This is a genomic window from Hymenobacter ruber (assembly GCF_054783255.1).
Genome location: NZ_BAAGQX010000004.1, coordinates 265,111 through 283,381, shown reverse-complemented (window position 1 = coordinate 283,381; position 18,271 = coordinate 265,111). Strand labels below are relative to the sequence as shown.

Here is an 18,271-nt window from a genome sequence, read left to right as displayed (position 1 = left end):
ACCAACGCTTTTCAACTGCTTCCCCAACCCCTTATGCCTGCTAAAAAGAACATTCTGGTGCTATGCACCGGCAACTCCTGCCGCAGCCAGCTGCTGCACGGCTACCTGGCGCAGGCGCTGGGCGACCGCGCCACCGTGTACAGCGCCGGCGTCGAAGTGCACGGCCTAAACCCCCGCGCCGTGCGCGTGATGGCCGAGGACGGCGTGGACATCTCAGCCCACACCAGCAACCACGTCGATGAGTACGCCGCCGTGCCTTTCGACTACATCATCACCGTGTGCGACCATGCCAATGAGGTGTGCCCGGTGTTTCCCTCCACGGCTAAAAAGCTGCACCACAACTTCCCCGACCCCGCTAAGGCCACCGGCAGCGAGGAGGAAATAATGGCCCAGTTCCGCAGCGTGCGCGATGAGGTGAAGGCTTATGCGCAGGGCTTTGTGCGGGCCGAGTTTTAGGGGTGGGGTGCGGGGCTTGCCCCCGCCCGTGGAATAGGCACTGTTCTAACGATTTTGTTCAACGACGGGCGGGGGCAAGTCCCGCCCCTACCCCATTTACTCCATGACCATACTTCCTCTCACGGCCGCGCACTGGCCGGCCGTGCGCGCCATTTACGCCGAGGGCATGGCCACCGGCACCGCCACCTTCGCCACCGAGCCGCCTACCTGGGAAGCCTGGGATACCGGCCACCTGGCTTCCTGCCGCTTGGTAGCCACCGACGAAACGGGTCGGGTGCTGGGCTGGGCGGCCCTCTCGCCGGTTTCGGGGCGCTGCGTGTACGCGGGCGTGGCCGAGGTGAGCGTGTATGTGGGGGCCGCCGCCCGGGGGCGCGGCGTGGGGCTGGCCCTAATGAAAGCGCTGGTAACAGAATCGGAACAAAAAGGCCTATGGACCTTACAGGCGGGCATTTTTCCTGAAAATACAGCCAGCGTGCGGCTGCATGAGGCGGTGGGCTTCCGGCAGGTGGGGCGGCGCGAACGCATCGGCCAGCTGCGCGGTGTGTGGCACGATACCCTGCTGCTGGAACGCCGCAGCGCGGTGGTGGGCACTGCCAACACCGCCGGGGCCTGATGCAACCAAGCCTGCGAACCTGCCTGCTGGCCGAGGCGCTGGGCACGGCCATTCTGTTGATTTTTGGGACCGGCGCGGCGGTGGTCGATGCCCAGACGCACGCGCTGGGGCACGGCGGTGTGGCGGCGGCTTTCGGACTGGTGGTGTTCGTCATCATCCAGAGCCTGGGCGAAACCAGCGGCGCGCACGTGAACCCGGCCGTGACGGTGGCCTTCTGGGCGATGGGAAGGTTTCCCGGGACGCGGGTGCCGCCCTATGTGCTGGCGCAGCTGGCGGGCGCGGCGTTGGGCAGCGGGCTGGTGCTGGGCGTGGCCGGGCCGGGCTCCGACCTCGGGGCTACGCTGCCGGCCCACGGCCCCTGGCAGGCGCTCGGCATCGAAACGTTCCTCACCTTCTGGCTCATGCTGGTGATTCTGCGGGTCACCTCGGGCCCGAAGGAAATGGGCATGCTGGCGGGGTTGGCCATCAGCGTGGCGGTGGCGCTGGAGGCGCTGGTGGCGGGGCCGCTCACGGGTGCGAGCATGAACCCGGCCCGCTCGCTGGCCCCGGCCCTGTTTAGCGGCATCTGGACGGATTGGTGGGTGTATGTGGTGGGGCCGGTAGCCGGCGCACTGCTGGCCGTGGCGGTGGATAAGGGCTTGCAGCTGCACCCCGCGGCCGATGTAGAGACGCAACATTTTGCGTCTCGTCGTTGAACGATGACGTTGAATGACCGAAGCCGCGCCGTTCAAACAAACAGCTAAACAACATCAGCAACGACGAGACGCAAAATATTGCGTCTCTACCTCGTTTTGGCAGGCCAGACTATCACAAACACTCCCTAAAATATCCCACAAAAAAAGCGCCCCACCAATGCGGTGAGGCGCTTTTTCATTCTCCCAGGCCGTCCTTATCAGGGCTGCGGCGTGGTTGCGGGCGCGGGGGTGTACTCAAACTTGAATTCGACCCGCCGGTTTTTCGACATACCGGCCTTTGTGGTATTTGGGGCCACCGGCTCACTCTCGCCCCGGCCTTCGGTGATGACGCGCTCAGACTCGACGCCTTTGTTGGTGAAGTAGCGCTTCACGGCTTCGGCGCGGCGCAGGGACAGGGCTTGGTTGTACTCATCGGTGCCGCGGCTGTCGGCGTGGCCGATAATGCGGAGCTGATAGTCCGGGTGGGCTTTCATGGCGGCCGCAATGCTGTTGGCCTTAGGATAGGAGCTGCGCTCGATGATGGTGCTGTTGGTCCGGAACCGGATGGGAGACTGCAATTTCAGCGTGCCGGGGTCGATGGCCAGCGGGCAGCCCACCGAGTCGACGCGAGTGCCGGCGGGCGTGTCGGGGCACTTATCGGCGGGGTCGTTCACGCCGTCTTTATCCTGGTCGAGCACTACGGGGCAGCCGCTGGCGTCTACCTGGGTGCCGGTGGGCGTGCCGGGGCATTTGTCCACGTTGTCGGGGATGCCGTCGCCGTCGGTGTCGGGGCAGCCGCGCAGGGCGGCCGTACCGGGCTGGTCGGGGCAGGCGTCGTCGCCGTCGCGCACGCCGTCGCCGTCACGGTCGGGGCAGCCTTCGAGGGTGGCCAGGCCCTTCTCGGTGGGGCACTTGTCCTGGTAGTCGGGCACGCCGTCGGCGTCGCCGTCGAGGGGGCAGCCGGCGGGGTCCACGGCCACGCCGGTGGGTGTGTTGGGGCATTTGTCTTTGCGGTCGGGCACACCGTCGCCATCGGTATCCTTGGGCTTGCCCAGGGCGATGGTGACGCCGGCGGTGTGCTGCAGGTACCGGTCATCGAACTTGTCGGCGTCGCGGATGGGCTCGCCGTCGAAGTTCGCATTCAGCGGAATGTGCTGGCCGGTTTGGATGAAAATCCCGAGGCCCTCGCTGACCTGGAAGTTGATGCCAGCCGCTCCAAACAGGTCGAAATACGTGGTTTTGTCATTGACGGAAGTTCCGCGCACCACGCCTTCGCGGTTCGTGAAGGCCAGGCCCGGCGAGGCCAGCAGGTAGGGCTGCACCACGGCATCCTCCTTGATGGCCCAGCCGTTGTTGAGCTTTAGCTTCAGGGCTAGGTTCACGCTGGTTACCTTGGTGCTGAAGTTGGTGGCCGCGCTTTGGCTGCCTTCGAGCTTCACGTAGCTGCCCTGCAGGCCCAGGTCGAGGCCCGGGGTGAGGTAGCGGTTGATGCCCAGGCCGCCGCCGTAGCGGTTGCGGTCCCACTTCCAGAAATCTTCGCCCAGGCTGCCCTTGTACTGGGAAGCGCTGCCGAAGAGGCTGATGGCGGTTTTGCGGTCGGCGGTTTGGGCGTGGCCGCGCGGGGCCGCCACCAGTAGTACTCCCACGACCAGCAACGGAGTTAAAAAACGTCTCATGCGAATGGGGTTTGGAGTGAAGTATCGACCCGATGGCAAGGCACGGCAAGGCGCCGGGTCACACACATAGCCAATACGCTATACTTTGCAGATGACAGAAGGTTATGGATGAGGTAATGCCTTTTAAGCAGCTTCGGGGTCGAACGATGTAGGGACGGGGTCGTACCCGGCAGGGCTTGCCCCCACCCAGTTCTGAGGTCAGCATTTTCGCCCGACCTTTGCCCTTTCACCCCTAAACACTCCTCGAAAATGGCCAGCCTCCTCCTCGGCGATTACAACGACCTCGAAGTAGCCCGCGAAACCAGCATCGGCCTTTACCTCACCTCCGACGACGGCGACCTGCTGCTGCCCGAAAAGTACGTGGAGGCCGGCACCCGCGTGGGCGACATCGTGCGCGTGTTCGTGTACCGCGACTCGGAAGACCGCCTCATTGCCACCAACCTGCGCCCCCTGGCCCTGGTCGACAGCTTTGCCGCCCTCACCGTGAAGGACCATGGCCCAGCCGGCGCCTTCCTAGAATGGGGCCTGGAAAAAGACCTGCTCCTGCCCTACCGCAACCAGCGGCGCGACCTGCGTGTGGGCGAGCGGGTGTTCGTGTACGTGTACCTCGACGAGGAAAGCGACCGCCTCGTGGCCTCCACCAAGTGGAAGCAGTTCCTGAGCCAGGAGCCCTTCCGCGGCGAGCCCGGCGACGAGGTGCGCCTGCTGGTGGCCGACGAAACCGAGCTGGGCTACCCCGTCATCGTGAACGGCACGCACCAGGGGCTGCTGTTTCACAACGAAGTATTCCGCCCCCTGCGCCTGGGCGAGCAGCTGACCGGCTTCCTGCGCCAGGTGCGCGCCGATGGCAAGCTCGACGTGCGCCTGCAACGCGACGGCTACGGCGAAGTAGACTCGGCCACCGACACGCTGCTCAAGGCCCTGAAAGCCGCGCCCGGCGGCCGCCTGCCCCTGGGCGATAAGAGCCTGGCTGAAGACGTGTACCGCCGCGTGGGCATGAGTAAAAAGGTATTCAAAAAGGCGCTGGGCGCCCTGTTCCGGCAGGGCTTGGTGCTGCTGGAGCCGGAAGCCACGGTACTGAAGTAAGTAGAACGTCAAACTCCCCTCCTTACCAAGGAGGGGACGTTCGCGCTTCAGCGCGAACTGGGGTGGTTGGGGCGTAGGAGAATCGTTGAACAAAAGCAATCAGCCATGACCACCCTCAACAACCTCCCCCACAAAAAAGACGAACGCCGCACCCTCCGCAACAACCTAACCCCCGCCGAAGCCAAATTATGGAGCGTCCTGAAAAGCGGCCAATTATCCGGCCGCAAATTCCGACGCCAGCATAGCATCGGCGAATTCATCCTGGACTTCTATTGCCCACAGGAAAAGCTTGCCATTGAATTGGATGGTGCCGGCCATTTCACAACATCCGGTAATTTGCACGATGCGGCGCGTACTGCGTATCTGAACGCCGTTGGTATTCGGGTAATTAGATTTGAGAACGAGCTCATCTGGTCTGCCTTGGGAAGCGTGTTGCAAACCATTGAAAGCAGCTTTATTGGGATTGGGCGTTAACGCCCGGCATTCTACGCCCACAACCACCCCAGTTCGCGCTGAAGCGCGAACATCCCCTCCTTGGTAAGGAGGGGAGTTTGACCGCTAATCATCCCCCACCCTACCTATGCCAAAAACCGCTTTACTCGCCGGGGCCACGGGCCTCATCGGTTCGCAGCTGCTGCCGCTGCTGCTCGCTTCGGAGCGCTACGCCAAGGTGATTGTGGTGGGGCGCAAGGCCGTGCCCACTATCCACCCCAAGCTGGTGCAGGTGGTCACGGAGCTGGACAAGCTGGAAGAAGTGCGCCTCAAGCTCATCGCCGACGACGTGTTTTGCTGCCTGGGCACCACCATGGCGCAGGCGGGCTCGAAGGAGGCGTTTTTCAAGGTCGATTTCCTGTACGTGGTGCAGCTGGCGGCGCTGGCGGCCGGCAATTTTGCCTCGCAGTTCATGGTGGTGTCCAGCATGGGGGCCGATGCCGACAGCCGCATCTACTACAGCCGGGTGAAGGGCGAGATGGAAGCCGCCGTGCAGCAGGCCCCGTTTCGGGCCATCCATATTTTCCGGCCCTCGCTGCTGCTGGGCGAGCGGCCGCACCCCCGCCTGGGCGAGCGCCTGGGGGCCGTGGTGCTGAAACTGCTGCGCCCCCTGCTGCGGGGGCCGCTGCTGAAATACCGCCCGGTGCCCGGCGCGGCCGTGGCCGCCGCCATGTTGCGCGCCGCCGAAGAAGATGGCGGCGGGCTGCGGGTGCACTCGTCGGAAGAGTTTACGCCGCGCTAGGCCACCCCTACCCGCCCCGTGGCGAAACGCCCGACGCAGGAGCAGCCGCGCCGTAGCTTGAAGCAGCAAAAAGCCTCGCCAGTGTCTGGCGAGGCTTTTTTGGGCATTAGCGCTTATACTTTTCCTGTGTCATAGAATTATCAATCTGATTCCTGAATTCATTCATCAAAGCTAGAACATTATCCAGCAACTCAATATATTCATCCTCATCAATTAACACATCCCGACCATGTGCAATGGCGTTTCTTTTCTCCAATAATTTGACATCAATCAAATTACTCTTTGCAGCGAAGCTCTCATGCTCAAGGCCTAATGAAGAAATAATATTTTTTAGAACAGTTGAATTAAGATTTGACTTAGTATTAACCTCTTCCTTTGACAAGCCTGTACTTCTCTCACCCATGTCATTTTCAAAGAAACTAATAAGGTCAATCAAAGAAGTAATATTATCACTTTTAACAAATGATATTTTCTGTCTTAAAGACAGAGCCAAGAAGTTTGTTGAAAGTTCATTGTATTTAAATCTTCTCTTTCCTACAAAGTTTATGTATGCTTTGCCAGTGTTTTTTATAAAACCTTCCCAATGTGCATACAACATTGTTACCCCTGACCTAAGCAACACTCTGCGTTTTGAATCAATTTTAGAATTGATAAAAATCAGTCCTTTGATATCATCCAGCTCCTTTCTACGCCAAGAGATTTCAGCACTCATAAAATCGTAGAGTTCTTCGATTGTGCCGCCCTTCATTTCTTAACTAGAATTTTAGGAACGAACATCTGACGGCCTAATGGAATAATAGACGGTATGCGCGAAGATGCCCTTACACCGGAGCCGGAATTGGCAACAAAGACCTTGTTGGACCAAATTCCAGCAACTATCGGCATTAAATCGCCTTTGGTTTTCTCTAACACAGAGTAGTTGTAGCCTACACCCAAAGCTACTGCTTCAAAAGCAGACAGGAGAAATCCCCCTGTAAACTTTTGTTTATTATTATCATATTTACGCAGGCATTCTTCGCCTATTCTATCACGCAGCAATTTGAATGTTTTATCAAACGCCTCTTTTTCCTTTTTCATATCAATTGCTTTTGTTTCCAGAAGCTCTATCATTTTATTAGTTAAGAAATCATTGACATCGCCAACTTTTTTCAAATCCGTTTGATTTATGGTTCTAAATATTACAAAGCGCAGAGCTAAATCCATATCGTATTGTTCGTCTACTGCTCTATCACTAAGAGAAGTGCAGGCTTTAAAATCATCGTTATTCGCAAGTTTACGAAGCCATTCATAGAACCCTATATTCATCATAACAGCAATTGAATTCCTAACCTCTTGTGCTGACAAAGATGAGCCACCCGTATTCAGCCGTTGAAACAACTCATATTTACTTGTTTCGTTACTCTCGCGCAGTATTATACTAACCGTAATTTTTGTTCTCTTTATAATAAGCCTCTGAGCTGGAGTCAAAGACTTATCATCATCATCATCCTCCCACTTTTTACCTTCTAACCCCGGTAAATATTTAGTCCCTTGTAGTACCAGAGGAGATTCAAGCTCGCCATTAGTCTTTTTTAGCATCCCAACCAACTGGTATATAGTCGATAGCCTCTGTAAACCATCAACAACGTCCCACACACCATCAGGGCGCTGAGCAACGAAAACTTGCGGGATGGGAATACCCAGAAGTATAGATTCAATTAATCTTGTCTTTTGTGAAGCAGACCACCTAAAAAACCTCTGAAATTCTGGGTGAATATCTATTTCTTCAGACTCATAGATGCTAATCCACTCCCCGATTGACATTGAGTATCCATCGGTTTTTATCTCTTTTCTTGCTTTATCAATTTGTTGTTGCAGATTCATATGAATGAATTTAAAGGCATTTGATTAATTTTGGACAACGGCAAGGTACGAACATCAAATGAACGAAAAATATCGAGTTATCATGATTTGAACTTCCAAGCTTAGCTAGGATATTAGCTTCAATAATCCCCAATACTACAAAAAAGCCCCGCCAGCTACTGGCGGGGCTTTCTGTTTCTCGTCGCGGCTTAGGCGGCGGGCTTGGGGGCTACGTCGCCTTTCGGGCCGCCCCCGCCGAGGATGATGAGCTTGGTGTAGCCCTGGAAGCGCAGCCACACGTCCGCCCCCGGTCAGGTGACTACAGAACAGTCTCCCCCGCGCCCCCGCGCTTCTTTGCAGCCTCAACCAATTTTCCCGCCCTATGAAACTTCTTCTCGCGCCATTGGTCGCATGCCTGGCAGCCTTTTCGCTGCACGCCCCCGCGCCCCCCAAAAAGCCCGCCGCGCCCAAAGACTACGTCATCACCCAGTTCGGGGCCAGCCTCGACAGCACCAAGCTCAACACCCAGGCCATTCAAAAGGTCATCGACAAGGCCAGTGCCGCCGGCGGGGGCACCGTGGTGGTGCCGAAGGGCGTTTTCCTGAGCGGGGCGCTGTTTTTCAAGCCCAACACCCACCTGCGCCTGCAAGCCGGCGGCAAGCTCAAAGGCTCCGACAACATTGCCGACTACCCCCTCATCCCCTCCCGCATGGAGGGCCAGAAGCTCGATTACTACGCCGCCCTCGTCAACGCCACCAAGGTAAATGGCTTTACCATCACCGGCCCCGGCACCATCGACGGCAACGGCCTGCGCTTCTGGAAAACCTTCTGGGCGCACCGCGACTCCATGTCGAAAGCCCACCTGCCCTCCACCAACCTGGAAGTACACCGCCCCCGCCTGCTCTTCATCTGGGGCTGCGATAAGGTGACCATCAAAAACGTGAAGCTGCACAACTCCGGCTTCTGGACCACCCACCTCTACCAGTGCACCAACGTGCTGATGGACGGCTGCGACATCCGCTCGCCCTTCCGCCCCGTGAAGGCCCCCAGCACCGATGGCGTGGATATCGACGTGTGCAGCAAAGTCACCATCCGCAACTGCTACGTGTCCGTCAACGACGACGGCATCTGCATGAAGGGCGGCAAAGGCCCCACCGCCCAGAAACTGCCCGAAAACGGCCCCATCGAAGACGTGCTGGTCGAAAACTGCACCTTCGGCGAAGTCCACGCCGCCCTCACCTGCGGCAGCGAGTGCATCCACGCCAACCGCATCACCATGCGCAACTGCCGTGTGGACAACGAGCGCCCCATCCTGCTCTTCAAAATGCGCCCCGACACCTACCAGCTCTACGAAAACATCACCGTCGAAAACATCACCGGCAAGTGCGGCACCATCGTCACGCTCTCGCCCTGGATGCAGTTTTTCAACATGGCCGGCAGCACCGAAAAGCCCTTCGGCACCATCCGCAACATCCGCATTTCCAACGTCAACGTGAAGTGCAAGCAGTTTGCCGTGCTCAATGGCAACCCCACCGACAAGGTGTCCAACATCACCTTCAAAGACGTGACCGCCACCGCCGACAACGCCGCCTTCCCCAACCTGTACCCCGACGTGAAATTTGAAAACGTCACCCTCAACGGTGCCCCGCTGAAAGCCACGCCAGCCGCGCAGGCTGCCCCAGCCGCGACGCCCCTGAAGCCGGACTAATCCCGCACTATACCAAGTATGAAGCGGCAACTAGCCGTGGTTTGCTTGTGATTGGGCTGTGTTATCAAAAGTGATTTCCCGCAGTGTTCGCAGTGGTCAAACCGCAGTGGCCGCAGTGTCCGGCAAATAAAAACACTGCGGCCACTGCGGTTTGACCACTGCGAACACTGCGGGAAAATTATTTGCATAAGCCCTACTTGAAAAAAGCTGGCGGCGGGTGTAAGGGTAGTATCTGGTGAGCGTCTGGCCATCCATGAACACCCTTTCGAATCTCGTCGGCGCGCTGCTGCTGGCCGCCCCGGCGCTGGCCCAAACTGCCTCGGCCCCGCCGCTCACGGCCTCGGCCCTGGCAGTGGGCACCGCCGCTCCCGCTTTCAAAGGCCAGGATGCCACCGGGCACCCCATAGAGCTGCGCCAGCTCCTGAAAAAGGGGCCAGTGGTGCTGTATTTCTATCGCGGGCAGTGGTGCCCGTACTGCAACAAAGAGCTGAGCCAGCTCCAGGATTCGTTGCAGGTGCTCACGGACAAAGGCGCGCAAGTAGTGGTGGTAACGCCCGAAACCCCGGCCAACATCACCCAGACGGTGGCCAAAACCAGGGCCTCTTTCCCCATCGTACATGACCAGGATTTGACCATTATGAAGGCCTACAAAACCGCCTTCGTAGTGGACGATGCCACGGCGAAAAAATACCTGACCTACGGCATCGACCTGAAGCAGGCCAACGGGCTCGACCAGAATATCCTGCCCGTGCCCGCCACCTACGTCATCGGCCGCGACGGCAAAATCAGGTTTGCCTACTTCGATGCCGACTACCGCCACCGTGCCAGTGTGCGCCAAGTGGCGCAGGCGCTGTAATTCCCATCACCCTTATCAGCTTGCCTCATGCTTCGCTCGTTTCATCGCCTGGGCCTGTGGGCCATTTTGTTCGGGCTGGCAGCCTGCACCAGCAATAATTTGGAAGAGCAGCCGCCCGCGCCGGTCGTTGGGCCGGCGCTCTACCGCGTCACTTTTGAAGCCACTTGGAGCGCGGGCACGCACATAAATTTCCCGGCAGGGGCGCATTTCTCGGCCGTTATCGGGGCTTCGCACCGGGCCGATGGCCTCCTGTTCCGGCCCGGCCAGCCGGCCAGCACCGGCATCAAAAACATGGCCGAGCGCGGCAATAATACCGCGCTGCGAACCGAAATAATGGCCCTGCAAAGCAGCGGCGCGGCCTTCCGCACGCTGGAGGGGCGCGTCATCAGCTCGCCGGGCACGGTGGCCGACACCATTCGCCTGGATGCCGCCCACCCCCGCCTGAGCCTCGTTACGATGATTGCGCCCAGCCCGGACTGGTTTGTGGCGCTGGAAGACGAAAACCTGCTCGATGCCAACGGCCAATGGGTGGCCCAGCGCCGGGTATCTGCCCGCGCCTACGATGCCGGCACCGACAGCGGCCCCACCTTCACCGCCCCCGACCAGGCCACACTGCCAGCCGGCGTGGTGGCCCCGCTGCTGCTGCCGCCCGCCGTTGGCCCCGCGCCCGACGGCCCGCCTCTAGGCACCTGGCTCCTGGAGCGCATCAACTAAGCCGGCTCGGGTAAAGGGCGCTACCCTACCCAAAGCTTACAGCCAACGACCGTCTTAATTCACGCTAGAAAAGACCTGACAATACCCTGTTGCGAGGACCAGTAGCGACGGAACGCGCCCGAGCCACGGCGCACTTCCTGCCCTGCCGCTTACTTTTGTCCAAGTTTCATCATTCGCATACAGTGTTTTCCCATGAATTATTTACGTCTTACGGCCTTCCTATTGCTCCTGCTGCCCGGGCTGGCAGCTAATGCCCAATCAAAGAAAAAAAGCAGCGGTGGCGGCAGCAGCAGCGGTTCGGGATATAATACCGGCATTGGTTTGCGTGGCGGCGGCTGGTCGTCGGGCCTCACGCTGAAGCACTTTCTGGGCAGTGGCAAGGGCGTGGCCATTGAGGGCCTGCTCACGACGGAGTACAAAGCGCACGGTGGCCGCCTCACCATCCTTGGCGAAAAGCACATGGGCGTGGCCGATGTGAAGGGCCTGCAGTTTTACTACGGTGCGGGCTTCCACGCCGGGGCCTACCAGGGCCGCTACTACTTCGCCGACGACCGGTTTTACTACAACGGCCGCAACGGCGACGTGTATTTCCTGAAAGGCAACAAGTACGGCTACTACTACGACGAAACCACCTACCTCGCCATCGGCGCCGACCTCATCCTAGGCCTCGAATACAAGCTGCCCGACCTGCCCTTCGTGGTGGGCGTCGATTACAAGCCCTTCTTCGAGGTGTTCCACGGCTACACCGGCTTCTACAACGACGCGGCCGTGAGCCTGCGCGTCACGTTCTAGCCCCGCGCCCAAAAGCGCGCTGCAAAGGCCCCGTCAGGTATTGGCGGGGCCTTTTTTTGTTGCAGGGAGCAGCCCCGTAACGTGAGCGCCGGCCGGTATCATGGGCTTATCCCCATATTTGCATCTCACCTCTCCCCACCGCGCCATGAGCTCCCTGATACAATTCGTTGCCAACTACGACGACCTTTCCACCGATAAGGGCTTTCAGTTCAAGTTTCATTGCGACAAGTGCCATAACGGCTATATGTCGCGGTTTCAGCCCAACGCCATGGGCATTGCGGGCAGCCTGCTCAACGCGGCCAGTAGCCTGTTTGGCGGCCTGGGCGGGGTCGAGAACGCCGCTTACCAGATTCAGCAGGCCGTGGGCGGCAAGGCCCACGACTCGGCACTGGAAACGGCCGTGGCCGAGGGCAAGCAGCAGTTTAAGCAATGCACCCGCTGCGGCCACTGGGTGTGCCCCGATGCCTGCTGGAACCACAGCGCCGGCCTCTGCGAAGACTGCGCCCCCGACGAGCAGGAGGAACTGCGCGCCCAGCAGGCCCAGGCCACGCGCGAGCAAATCCGCACCCAGACCCGCGCCCAGGACTACACTAAAAACCTCGATTTCCTGAACCGCGACGCCCTGCTGCAGTGCCCCAACTGCCAGTCCAAGCTGGCTCCCGGCCAGAAATTCTGCCCCAGCTGCGGCACCGCCACCGCTGCCCAAACCCAGCCCCGCCACTGCACCAGTTGTGGCGAGGCGCTGAAACCCGAGCAGAAATTCTGCCCCAGCTGCGGCACGAAGGCGGGATAGCGGGAGGTGTTGAGTAAAGAGAACGTCATGCTTTGACTGTGTTCAGCATGACGTTCTTTTAATTTTCGTTGATTCTAGCTTCTTCGTCTCACCTTCCCAATTCCATGGCCACCGTCAAGCCCATTCTGCGCATTTTTGATTACGCCAAAGCCATTGAGTTTTACCTCGACTGGCTGGGTTTCCGCATCGACTGGGAGCACCGGCCGGAGGGCAGCCCGGGCTATCTGCAAATCACCCGGGAGGACGTGACGCTGCACCTCTCCGAGCACCACGGCGACTGCGCGCCGGGTGCGCGGGTGTTCATTGACGATTTTGAGCACCTCACGGCCTACCACGCGCAGCTGCTGGCCCGGCAGTACAAGCACAACAAGCCGGGCCTGGATATCCCCTTCTACGACCCCACGGCATTGGAAATGACGGTTATCGACCCGTTTCACAACCGCCTCACGTTTGTGCAGCGCCGGTAGCTTGCGCGGCGCGGGGAGCCCCGGGGCTTGTACCTTCGGGGACTACCGCCCTAGCTGATTCTCCATGCCCGTTCCTGCTGCCCCGACTCTCCCGGCCGACGTTCCCTACTCGCAGGAACTGTTGCAGGTGGTCCTCAACACGTCCCAAACCGGCTTCATGCTGCTGCGGCCCGTGTTCGACGCCGCCAAGACCACCATTATCGACCTGGCCTGGGTGTACCTCAACCCCACCGCTCAGCAGATGCTGCGGCTGCCCCAGCGCCCCACCGAGTCGTTTCTGACCCTGTTTCCGACGGCGGAAGCGGCCGGCGTGTTCGGCTTCTACCGCGACGCGTTTTTGAGCGGCCGGGTGGAGCGTCGCCAGAACAACTACCAGCACGACGGGCTCGACGGGTACTACCTGCTGGTGGCCCAGCGCCAGGGCGAGGTGCTGGTGGTGAATTTCGACGACACCAACGACCAGGCCCGCACGACCATGGAGCAGGAGTTGCGCGCCAGCCAGGCGCGCGAGTTGGAGGCCCGCGCCGAAGCCGAGTTGCAGCACCAGCACCTGGAGCTGCTGCTGCACGATGCCCCGGCCATGATTTGCGTGTTCGACGGGCCGCAGCACGTCTTTCAATTTGTGAATCCGCCCTACCAGGCGCTGGTCGGCGACCGGCCCATTGTGGGCAAACCCATTGCCGAAGCCATGCCCGAACTGGTGGGCCAGCCCATCTTCGGCCTGCTGGACAACGTGTACCGGACCGGCGAAACCTTTCGGGCGTCGGAAATGCTGGTGCAGCTCGACCACGACAACGAAGGCCGCCGGGAGCTGGAAAAACGTTATTACAATTTCATCTACCAGGCCCGGCATAATTCCAAAGGGGCCATCAATGGCATTTTCGTATTTGCCTACGACGTGACGCCACAGGTGCTGGCCCGCCAGGAAATTCAGGCGCTAAACGAGGAGCTGGCCGCTATCAACGAAGAGCTGCGGACCAGCAACGACGAGTTCCTGACCGCCAATGCTGCCCTGGCCCAATCGGAGCAGCAACTTTCTGCGCTCAACCAGGAACTGGAAAGCCGCGTGGCCGCCCGCACCCACGAGGCGCAAGCCGCCCGCGCCGAAGCCGAGGCCCGACGCACCGAGTTGCAGCAGGTGTTCGAACAGGCTCCGGTGGCCATTGCCCTGTTCCAGGGGCCGCGCTACGTCATCGAAATGGCCAATGCCCCCGTGTGCGCGCTGTGGGGCCGCACGCTTGAACAAGCCCTGCACACGCCGCTGTTTGAGCTGCTGCCCGAGGCGGCAGGCCAGGGCTTCGAGGAATTGCTCGATGGCGTGATGGCCACGGGGGTTCCCTTCGTGGCCCAGGAGCTGCCCTCGTTTATCGACCGGCACGGCCACCGCGATACCGTGTACTGGAACTTTGTGTACGAGCCCATGCGCGAGGCCGACGGCCAGATAACCGGGGTACTGGTGGTGGCCACCGAGGTAACGGCCCAAGTGCTGGCCCGCCAGGCTACCGAAGCTGGGGCCCAGCGCCTGCAACTGCTTACCGATGCCCTGCCGGTACTCATCTCCTACATCGACCGCAACGAGCACTACCAGTTCCTGAACCAAGCCTACCAGAACTGGTTCGACCGCCCCCCCACCGCCATGGTCGGGCTGCCGGTGCGGCAGGTGGTGGGCGAAGTTGCTTACGCTGCCGTGCGGGGCTATGTGGCCCGCGCCCTGGCCGGCGAACGCCTGGAATTTGAAGCCCGCATGCCTTACCGCGAAGACTTCGTGCGGCACATTCACACCGACTACATTCCCGATGTGCACCAGGGCGAGGTGCAGGGGTTTTACGCCCTCGTCACCGACATCACCGAGCAGGTGGAAGCCCGCCAGCAGGTGCAGGAGCTGAACGAAGAGCTGGCCGCCATCAACGAAGAAATGCTGGTGGCCAACGAAGATTTGCGCGACACCAACGACCGTCTCAGCCGCACCAACGTGGACCTGGACACCTTCGTCTACACCGCTTCGCACGACCTCAAAGCCCCCATCGCCAACATCGAAGGCCTGCTGCTGGCCCTCGGCGAGCAGCTGCCCGCCGCCGTGCGCCACACCCCCGACGTGACCCAGCTGCTGGCGCTGATGCACGGGGCCGTGCGCCGCTTCCAAAGCACTCTGGGCCACCTCACCGATGTATCGAAGCTGCAGCACGCCCACGCCGAGCCCGCCGAAGCCGTGGACCTGGCCACCCTGGCCGAGGCTGTGCGCCTCGACCTGCTGCCCGCCCTGGCTGCCGCCGGCGGCCACCTGGTGCTGGACGTGGCCGCCTGCCCCACCGTGCGCTTCTCGCCCAAAAACCTGCGCAGCATTCTCTACAATCTTCTCAGCAACGCCATCAAGTATCAGGTGCCGGGCCGGGCTCCGCAAGTGTTGCTGCGCGCCACTTGCACCCCGGGCCAGGTGCGGCTGGAAGTGCACGACAACGGCCTAGGTCTCACCGAAAACGAGCAAACCAAGCTGTTTGTGATGTTTCGCCGCTTGCATACCCACGTCGAGGGCACTGGCGTGGGACTCTACATGGTCAAGCGCATTGTCGAGAATGCAGGCGGCACCATTCAGGTGCAGAGCGCGGCGGGCGTGGGCTCTACCTTTACGGTGGTGCTGCCAGACCGCACCTAACTTAAAAGCCCTGCCTACGTAGGGTAGCCTATGCCTAAGCTGAGCAGTGTGCTGTTGGTCGACGATGACCCGACGAATAATTTCCTGAACGAGCGGCTGCTCAAGCGGCTAGCCGTGACGGAACAGATTTTGGTGGCCGAAAACGGGCAGGAGGCGCTGGCCGTTATCCAGGAGGCCAGCACTGCGGCCAAGCCCGCATATCCCGCCCTCATTTTGCTTGATATTCAGATGCCCATCATGAACGGCATTGAATTTTTGCAGGCCTACCAGGAGCTGCCGCCGGCCCAGCGGCGCGCCACCACCGTGGTGGTTCTCACCACGTCCATGGACCCGCGCGACCTCACGCGCCTCGAAGCCCTGCCCGCCGCCGGCCGCATCACCAAGCCCCTCACCCTGGAAAAGCTTGATGCCGTGCTGCAGCAGCATTTCCAGTAGCGGCTCCGCCCTGTTTCGGATTTAAGAAGTGCGTAGCAACAGGAGTCCACAGGCTCTTGCCGGTGCCCCATTGCCGGGGCTTTTCGTTGTGCCCCGCCGCCGTTGCAAAAAAAAGTTTGCACGAGCTGTAACGTCTGCTTCCGGCTGCGGTATCCACATTTGAAAGCTCTCCCGATTTCCTGCCGGCCAAGCCACACTCTCCCACCGCAGTCCTCCCCGTTCGGCATGTTCCAAGGCTGCTCTCCTTGCTGAAGCAGTTTCCGCTCCCGCCAAAAGCAACCCAGCGGCCCTCCTGCAACGACCATTAACCCGCCTCATCAACTAAAAAAGCAGGCTTTCAATCAAAAGATAAATTTTCCTTGTAAAATTTTATCATTGATAATCAACAAGTAAACGGGTAATATCAATGCAAAACGTATATTATTTGAAACAGTACCTTGCTTTACAAAGTACCTACCATACATTTGTACTGTTCCACGCCTAGTACTGTATCCGCCGAGAACGTCACGCTTTTTCCATTTCACCTTTTTTCTGTAAAAACCATGAAAACCTCCCTCACCTCCCGCCCCGCCACCACCCAAACCCGCACCGCTCCGTACCTGCGGGCCCTGCTGCTGGGCGGGTTGGCCATTGCTGGCAGCGCTGGCGCCGCCCTGGCCCAAAGTGCCCCGTCCGTGAAAGCCAAGCAGGCTGATGCCCAGGGCCTGTGGCTCACCGTTGAGAACCCCACGCAGCAACGGGTGCAAATGCAGGTTATGGCACTGGACCACAACGTTTGCCTGGTAAACGAAGTGAACCACCGCGCTTCCTACGGCAGCAAGCTGAATTTTGGCGGGGTGCCCACTGGCCAGTATGCCGTGCTGCTGCGCGTGGGCCAGGAGCAGTACCGCTACAGCGTGGACGTGCAAGGCAAGGCCCAAACCACCATTTCGGTGCGCGAACTGGCGCCCGCCAAATCGCCGGCAGCCGTGGCTGCCGTCATCCGCTAGCCCGCACCGGCAGCGGGGCCGGCAACCGTACCCGATGCAATGATTCGGCCCCTGACAGCACTAGCTATCAGGGGCCGAGTCGTGTACTATCCCCACTACCGCTTACGCGGCCAGCGGCAGGCTTTTGCGGCTGTACCGCTCCCGGTACGCCAGCGGCGACACGCCCGTAATGCGCTTGAATAGCGTCCGAAAAGCCTTGGTATCGGAATAGCCCACCGAGTACATCACCTCGTTCACGTTTTCGCGCGATGACTCAAGGCTCATCTTGGCGGCTTCGATTTTTACCCGCTGCACGTATTCGGCCACGGTGTTGCTGGTGGCTTTCTTGAAGCGGCGCTCAAAATTGCGGCGGCTCAGGCAGCTTTGGGCGGCCAGCTCATCCACCGCCAGCTTCTCGGCAAAGTGCTGCTCGATGAAGTCCTGGGCCTTTTTGATGGGCTCGTCGTCGTGGTCCTTCTGGCCCCGGAAAATGACAAACGGCGACTGGCTGCGCCGGCCAATATCAATCTGAAACACCTTGGCGCAGCACACGGCCATGTCGCGGCTCACGTATTTCTCCACCAGGTATAGTATCAGGTTGAGGTAGGAATAGGCCCCGCCGCTGCTGTAGAGGCCCTGCTCGTCGGTGATTACCTGCTCGGCCACGAGGTGCACGGCGGGGTACATGGCCGCAAACTGCGGCGCGCCCAGCCAGTGCGTGGCACACTGCCGGCCGTCCATCAGCCCCGTAGCGGCCAGCAGAAATGCGCCCAGGCACAGGCTGGCCACTTCGGCCCCGCGCGCATGCTGGTCGGCAATCCAGGCGATGAGGTCCTGGTTCAGGGCCACGGCTTCGGCCAGGTCGCCGTGCGGCGCGGGAATGATGATGAGGTCGGTGCGAAAATCTTCGTCAATCGTGCGGTGGGCGTGCAGCGTGAACAGGCCCCGGTTGAAGGTTTTGTGCTTGGTGAGGCCCACCAGCTCGATGTGGAAGGCGGGCGGCTGGCCCGCGCCCGCCAGCAAATCATTCACTTGGCTCAGCACCTTGTGCGGCCCTTCAATGCTGCCCACCACCGCATCGCCGGCCGGCACCAGAATAGATACGTGTTTCATAGCGGTCAAATATAGGTGATTCCGTGCCGCATTCAGCCCCCTAATTGGGCAGAATCGCCCCCTTGCACCGGCCATTTCTGCTAATACCTTTGCTAAACAAGTTAGCCGCCATAATTTTTAGCAAAAACCCGGCCTCACCCGCCCGTACTGCTTGCCACTGCCATTTCATTTTTCACTCATTCAATCTGCTT

At 60.1% G+C, this 18,271-nt stretch carries 19 protein-coding genes; 15 read left to right on the top strand and 4 right to left on the bottom strand.

Annotated features, from left to right (window positions below; translation table 11 throughout):
- Window positions 1-33: 33 nt before the first annotated feature.
- From ACYVM5_RS11730 to ACYVM5_RS11720, 3 genes are all read left to right on the top strand, one after another.
- A complete protein-coding gene (locus ACYVM5_RS11730) occupies window positions 34-456 on the top strand; it encodes an arsenate reductase ArsC (protein WP_460618295.1) in 423 nt (140 codons plus the stop codon).
- Between the two features lie 103 nt (window positions 457-559).
- Window positions 560-1,069 (top strand): GNAT family N-acetyltransferase, encoded by a 510-nt coding sequence (locus ACYVM5_RS11725; RefSeq protein WP_460618294.1) that lies wholly within the window; start codon window positions 560-562, stop codon window positions 1,067-1,069.
- On the top strand, window positions 1,069-1,764 hold the full coding sequence (locus ACYVM5_RS11720; RefSeq protein WP_460618293.1) for an MIP/aquaporin family protein: 696 nt from the start codon (window positions 1,069-1,071) through the stop codon (window positions 1,762-1,764). Before ACYVM5_RS11725 ends, ACYVM5_RS11720 begins: the two co-directional genes overlap by 1 nt.
- A gap of 197 nt (window positions 1,765-1,961) precedes the next feature.
- Here the strand turns inward: ACYVM5_RS11720 and ACYVM5_RS11715 are convergent, their stop codons facing one another.
- Window positions 1,962-3,419, bottom strand: coding sequence for an OmpA family protein (locus tag ACYVM5_RS11715; protein ID WP_460618292.1), 1,458 nt, complete (start codon window positions 3,417-3,419; stop codon window positions 1,962-1,964).
- Between the two features lie 249 nt (window positions 3,420-3,668).
- Between ACYVM5_RS11715 and ACYVM5_RS11710 the strand changes: the two genes are divergently transcribed.
- From ACYVM5_RS11710 to ACYVM5_RS11700, 3 genes are all read left to right on the top strand, one after another.
- The gene (locus tag ACYVM5_RS11710; RefSeq protein WP_460618291.1) at window positions 3,669-4,505 is read left to right on the top strand and encodes a CvfB family protein; all 837 of its coding nucleotides are present in this window, start codon (window positions 3,669-3,671) and stop codon (window positions 4,503-4,505) included.
- Between the two features lie 105 nt (window positions 4,506-4,610).
- Complete coding sequence (locus ACYVM5_RS11705; RefSeq protein ID WP_460618290.1) at window positions 4,611-4,979, top strand: endonuclease domain-containing protein; 369 nt, start codon at window positions 4,611-4,613, stop codon at window positions 4,977-4,979.
- A gap of 106 nt (window positions 4,980-5,085) precedes the next feature.
- A complete protein-coding gene (locus ACYVM5_RS11700; protein ID WP_460618289.1) occupies window positions 5,086-5,739 on the top strand; it encodes a Rossmann-fold NAD(P)-binding domain-containing protein in 654 nt (217 codons plus the stop codon).
- Between the two features lie 106 nt (window positions 5,740-5,845).
- Here the strand turns inward: ACYVM5_RS11700 and ACYVM5_RS11695 are convergent, their stop codons facing one another.
- Window positions 5,846-6,451, bottom strand: coding sequence for an MAE_28990/MAE_18760 family HEPN-like nuclease (locus ACYVM5_RS11695; protein ID WP_460618288.1), 606 nt, complete (start codon window positions 6,449-6,451; stop codon window positions 5,846-5,848).
- A gap of 32 nt (window positions 6,452-6,483) precedes the next feature.
- Window positions 6,484-7,602, bottom strand: coding sequence for a GmrSD restriction endonuclease domain-containing protein (locus ACYVM5_RS11690; protein WP_460618287.1), 1,119 nt, complete (start codon window positions 7,600-7,602; stop codon window positions 6,484-6,486).
- Between the two features lie 361 nt (window positions 7,603-7,963).
- On the opposite strand from ACYVM5_RS11690, the gene ACYVM5_RS11685 reads away from it, so the two are divergent.
- The 9 genes from ACYVM5_RS11685 (at window position 7,964) to ACYVM5_RS11645 (ending at window position 16,988) form a co-directional block, all read left to right on the top strand.
- Complete coding sequence (locus ACYVM5_RS11685; RefSeq protein ID WP_460618286.1) at window positions 7,964-9,289, top strand: glycoside hydrolase family 28 protein; 1,326 nt, start codon at window positions 7,964-7,966, stop codon at window positions 9,287-9,289.
- A gap of 253 nt (window positions 9,290-9,542) precedes the next feature.
- Window positions 9,543-10,145, top strand: coding sequence for a peroxiredoxin-like family protein (locus ACYVM5_RS11680; protein ID WP_460618285.1), 603 nt, complete (start codon window positions 9,543-9,545; stop codon window positions 10,143-10,145).
- A 27-nt stretch (window positions 10,146-10,172) separates the two neighbouring features.
- Window positions 10,173-10,859, top strand: a complete 687-nt coding sequence (locus ACYVM5_RS11675; protein WP_460618284.1) for a spondin domain-containing protein — start codon at window positions 10,173-10,175, stop codon at window positions 10,857-10,859.
- A gap of 192 nt (window positions 10,860-11,051) precedes the next feature.
- Complete coding sequence (locus tag ACYVM5_RS11670; protein WP_460618283.1) at window positions 11,052-11,651, top strand: hypothetical protein; 600 nt, start codon at window positions 11,052-11,054, stop codon at window positions 11,649-11,651.
- A gap of 145 nt (window positions 11,652-11,796) precedes the next feature.
- Window positions 11,797-12,444 carry a zinc ribbon domain-containing protein gene (locus ACYVM5_RS11665; RefSeq protein WP_460618282.1) on the top strand — a complete coding sequence of 216 codons (648 nt, stop codon included), beginning with the start codon at window positions 11,797-11,799 and terminating at the stop codon, window positions 12,442-12,444.
- Window positions 12,445-12,548: 104 nt separating this feature from the next.
- Entirely contained in the window at window positions 12,549-12,911 is a 363-nt protein-coding gene (locus tag ACYVM5_RS11660) for a glyoxalase superfamily protein (protein WP_460618281.1), read from the top strand.
- Window positions 12,912-12,975: 64 nt separating this feature from the next.
- A complete protein-coding gene (locus ACYVM5_RS11655; RefSeq protein WP_460618280.1) occupies window positions 12,976-15,564 on the top strand; it encodes a PAS domain-containing sensor histidine kinase in 2,589 nt (862 codons plus the stop codon).
- 30 nt (window positions 15,565-15,594) lie between these two features.
- A complete protein-coding gene (locus tag ACYVM5_RS11650; RefSeq protein WP_460618279.1) occupies window positions 15,595-15,999 on the top strand; it encodes a response regulator in 405 nt (134 codons plus the stop codon).
- Between the two features lie 542 nt (window positions 16,000-16,541).
- A complete protein-coding gene (locus ACYVM5_RS11645; protein WP_460618278.1) occupies window positions 16,542-16,988 on the top strand; it encodes a hypothetical protein in 447 nt (148 codons plus the stop codon).
- 102 nt (window positions 16,989-17,090) lie between these two features.
- Here ACYVM5_RS11645 and ACYVM5_RS11640 read toward each other — a convergent pair whose 3' ends face one another.
- Window positions 17,091-18,080, bottom strand: a complete 990-nt coding sequence (locus ACYVM5_RS11640; protein ID WP_460618277.1) for a GlxA family transcriptional regulator — start codon at window positions 18,078-18,080, stop codon at window positions 17,091-17,093.
- Window positions 18,081-18,271: the final 191 nt, after the last annotated feature.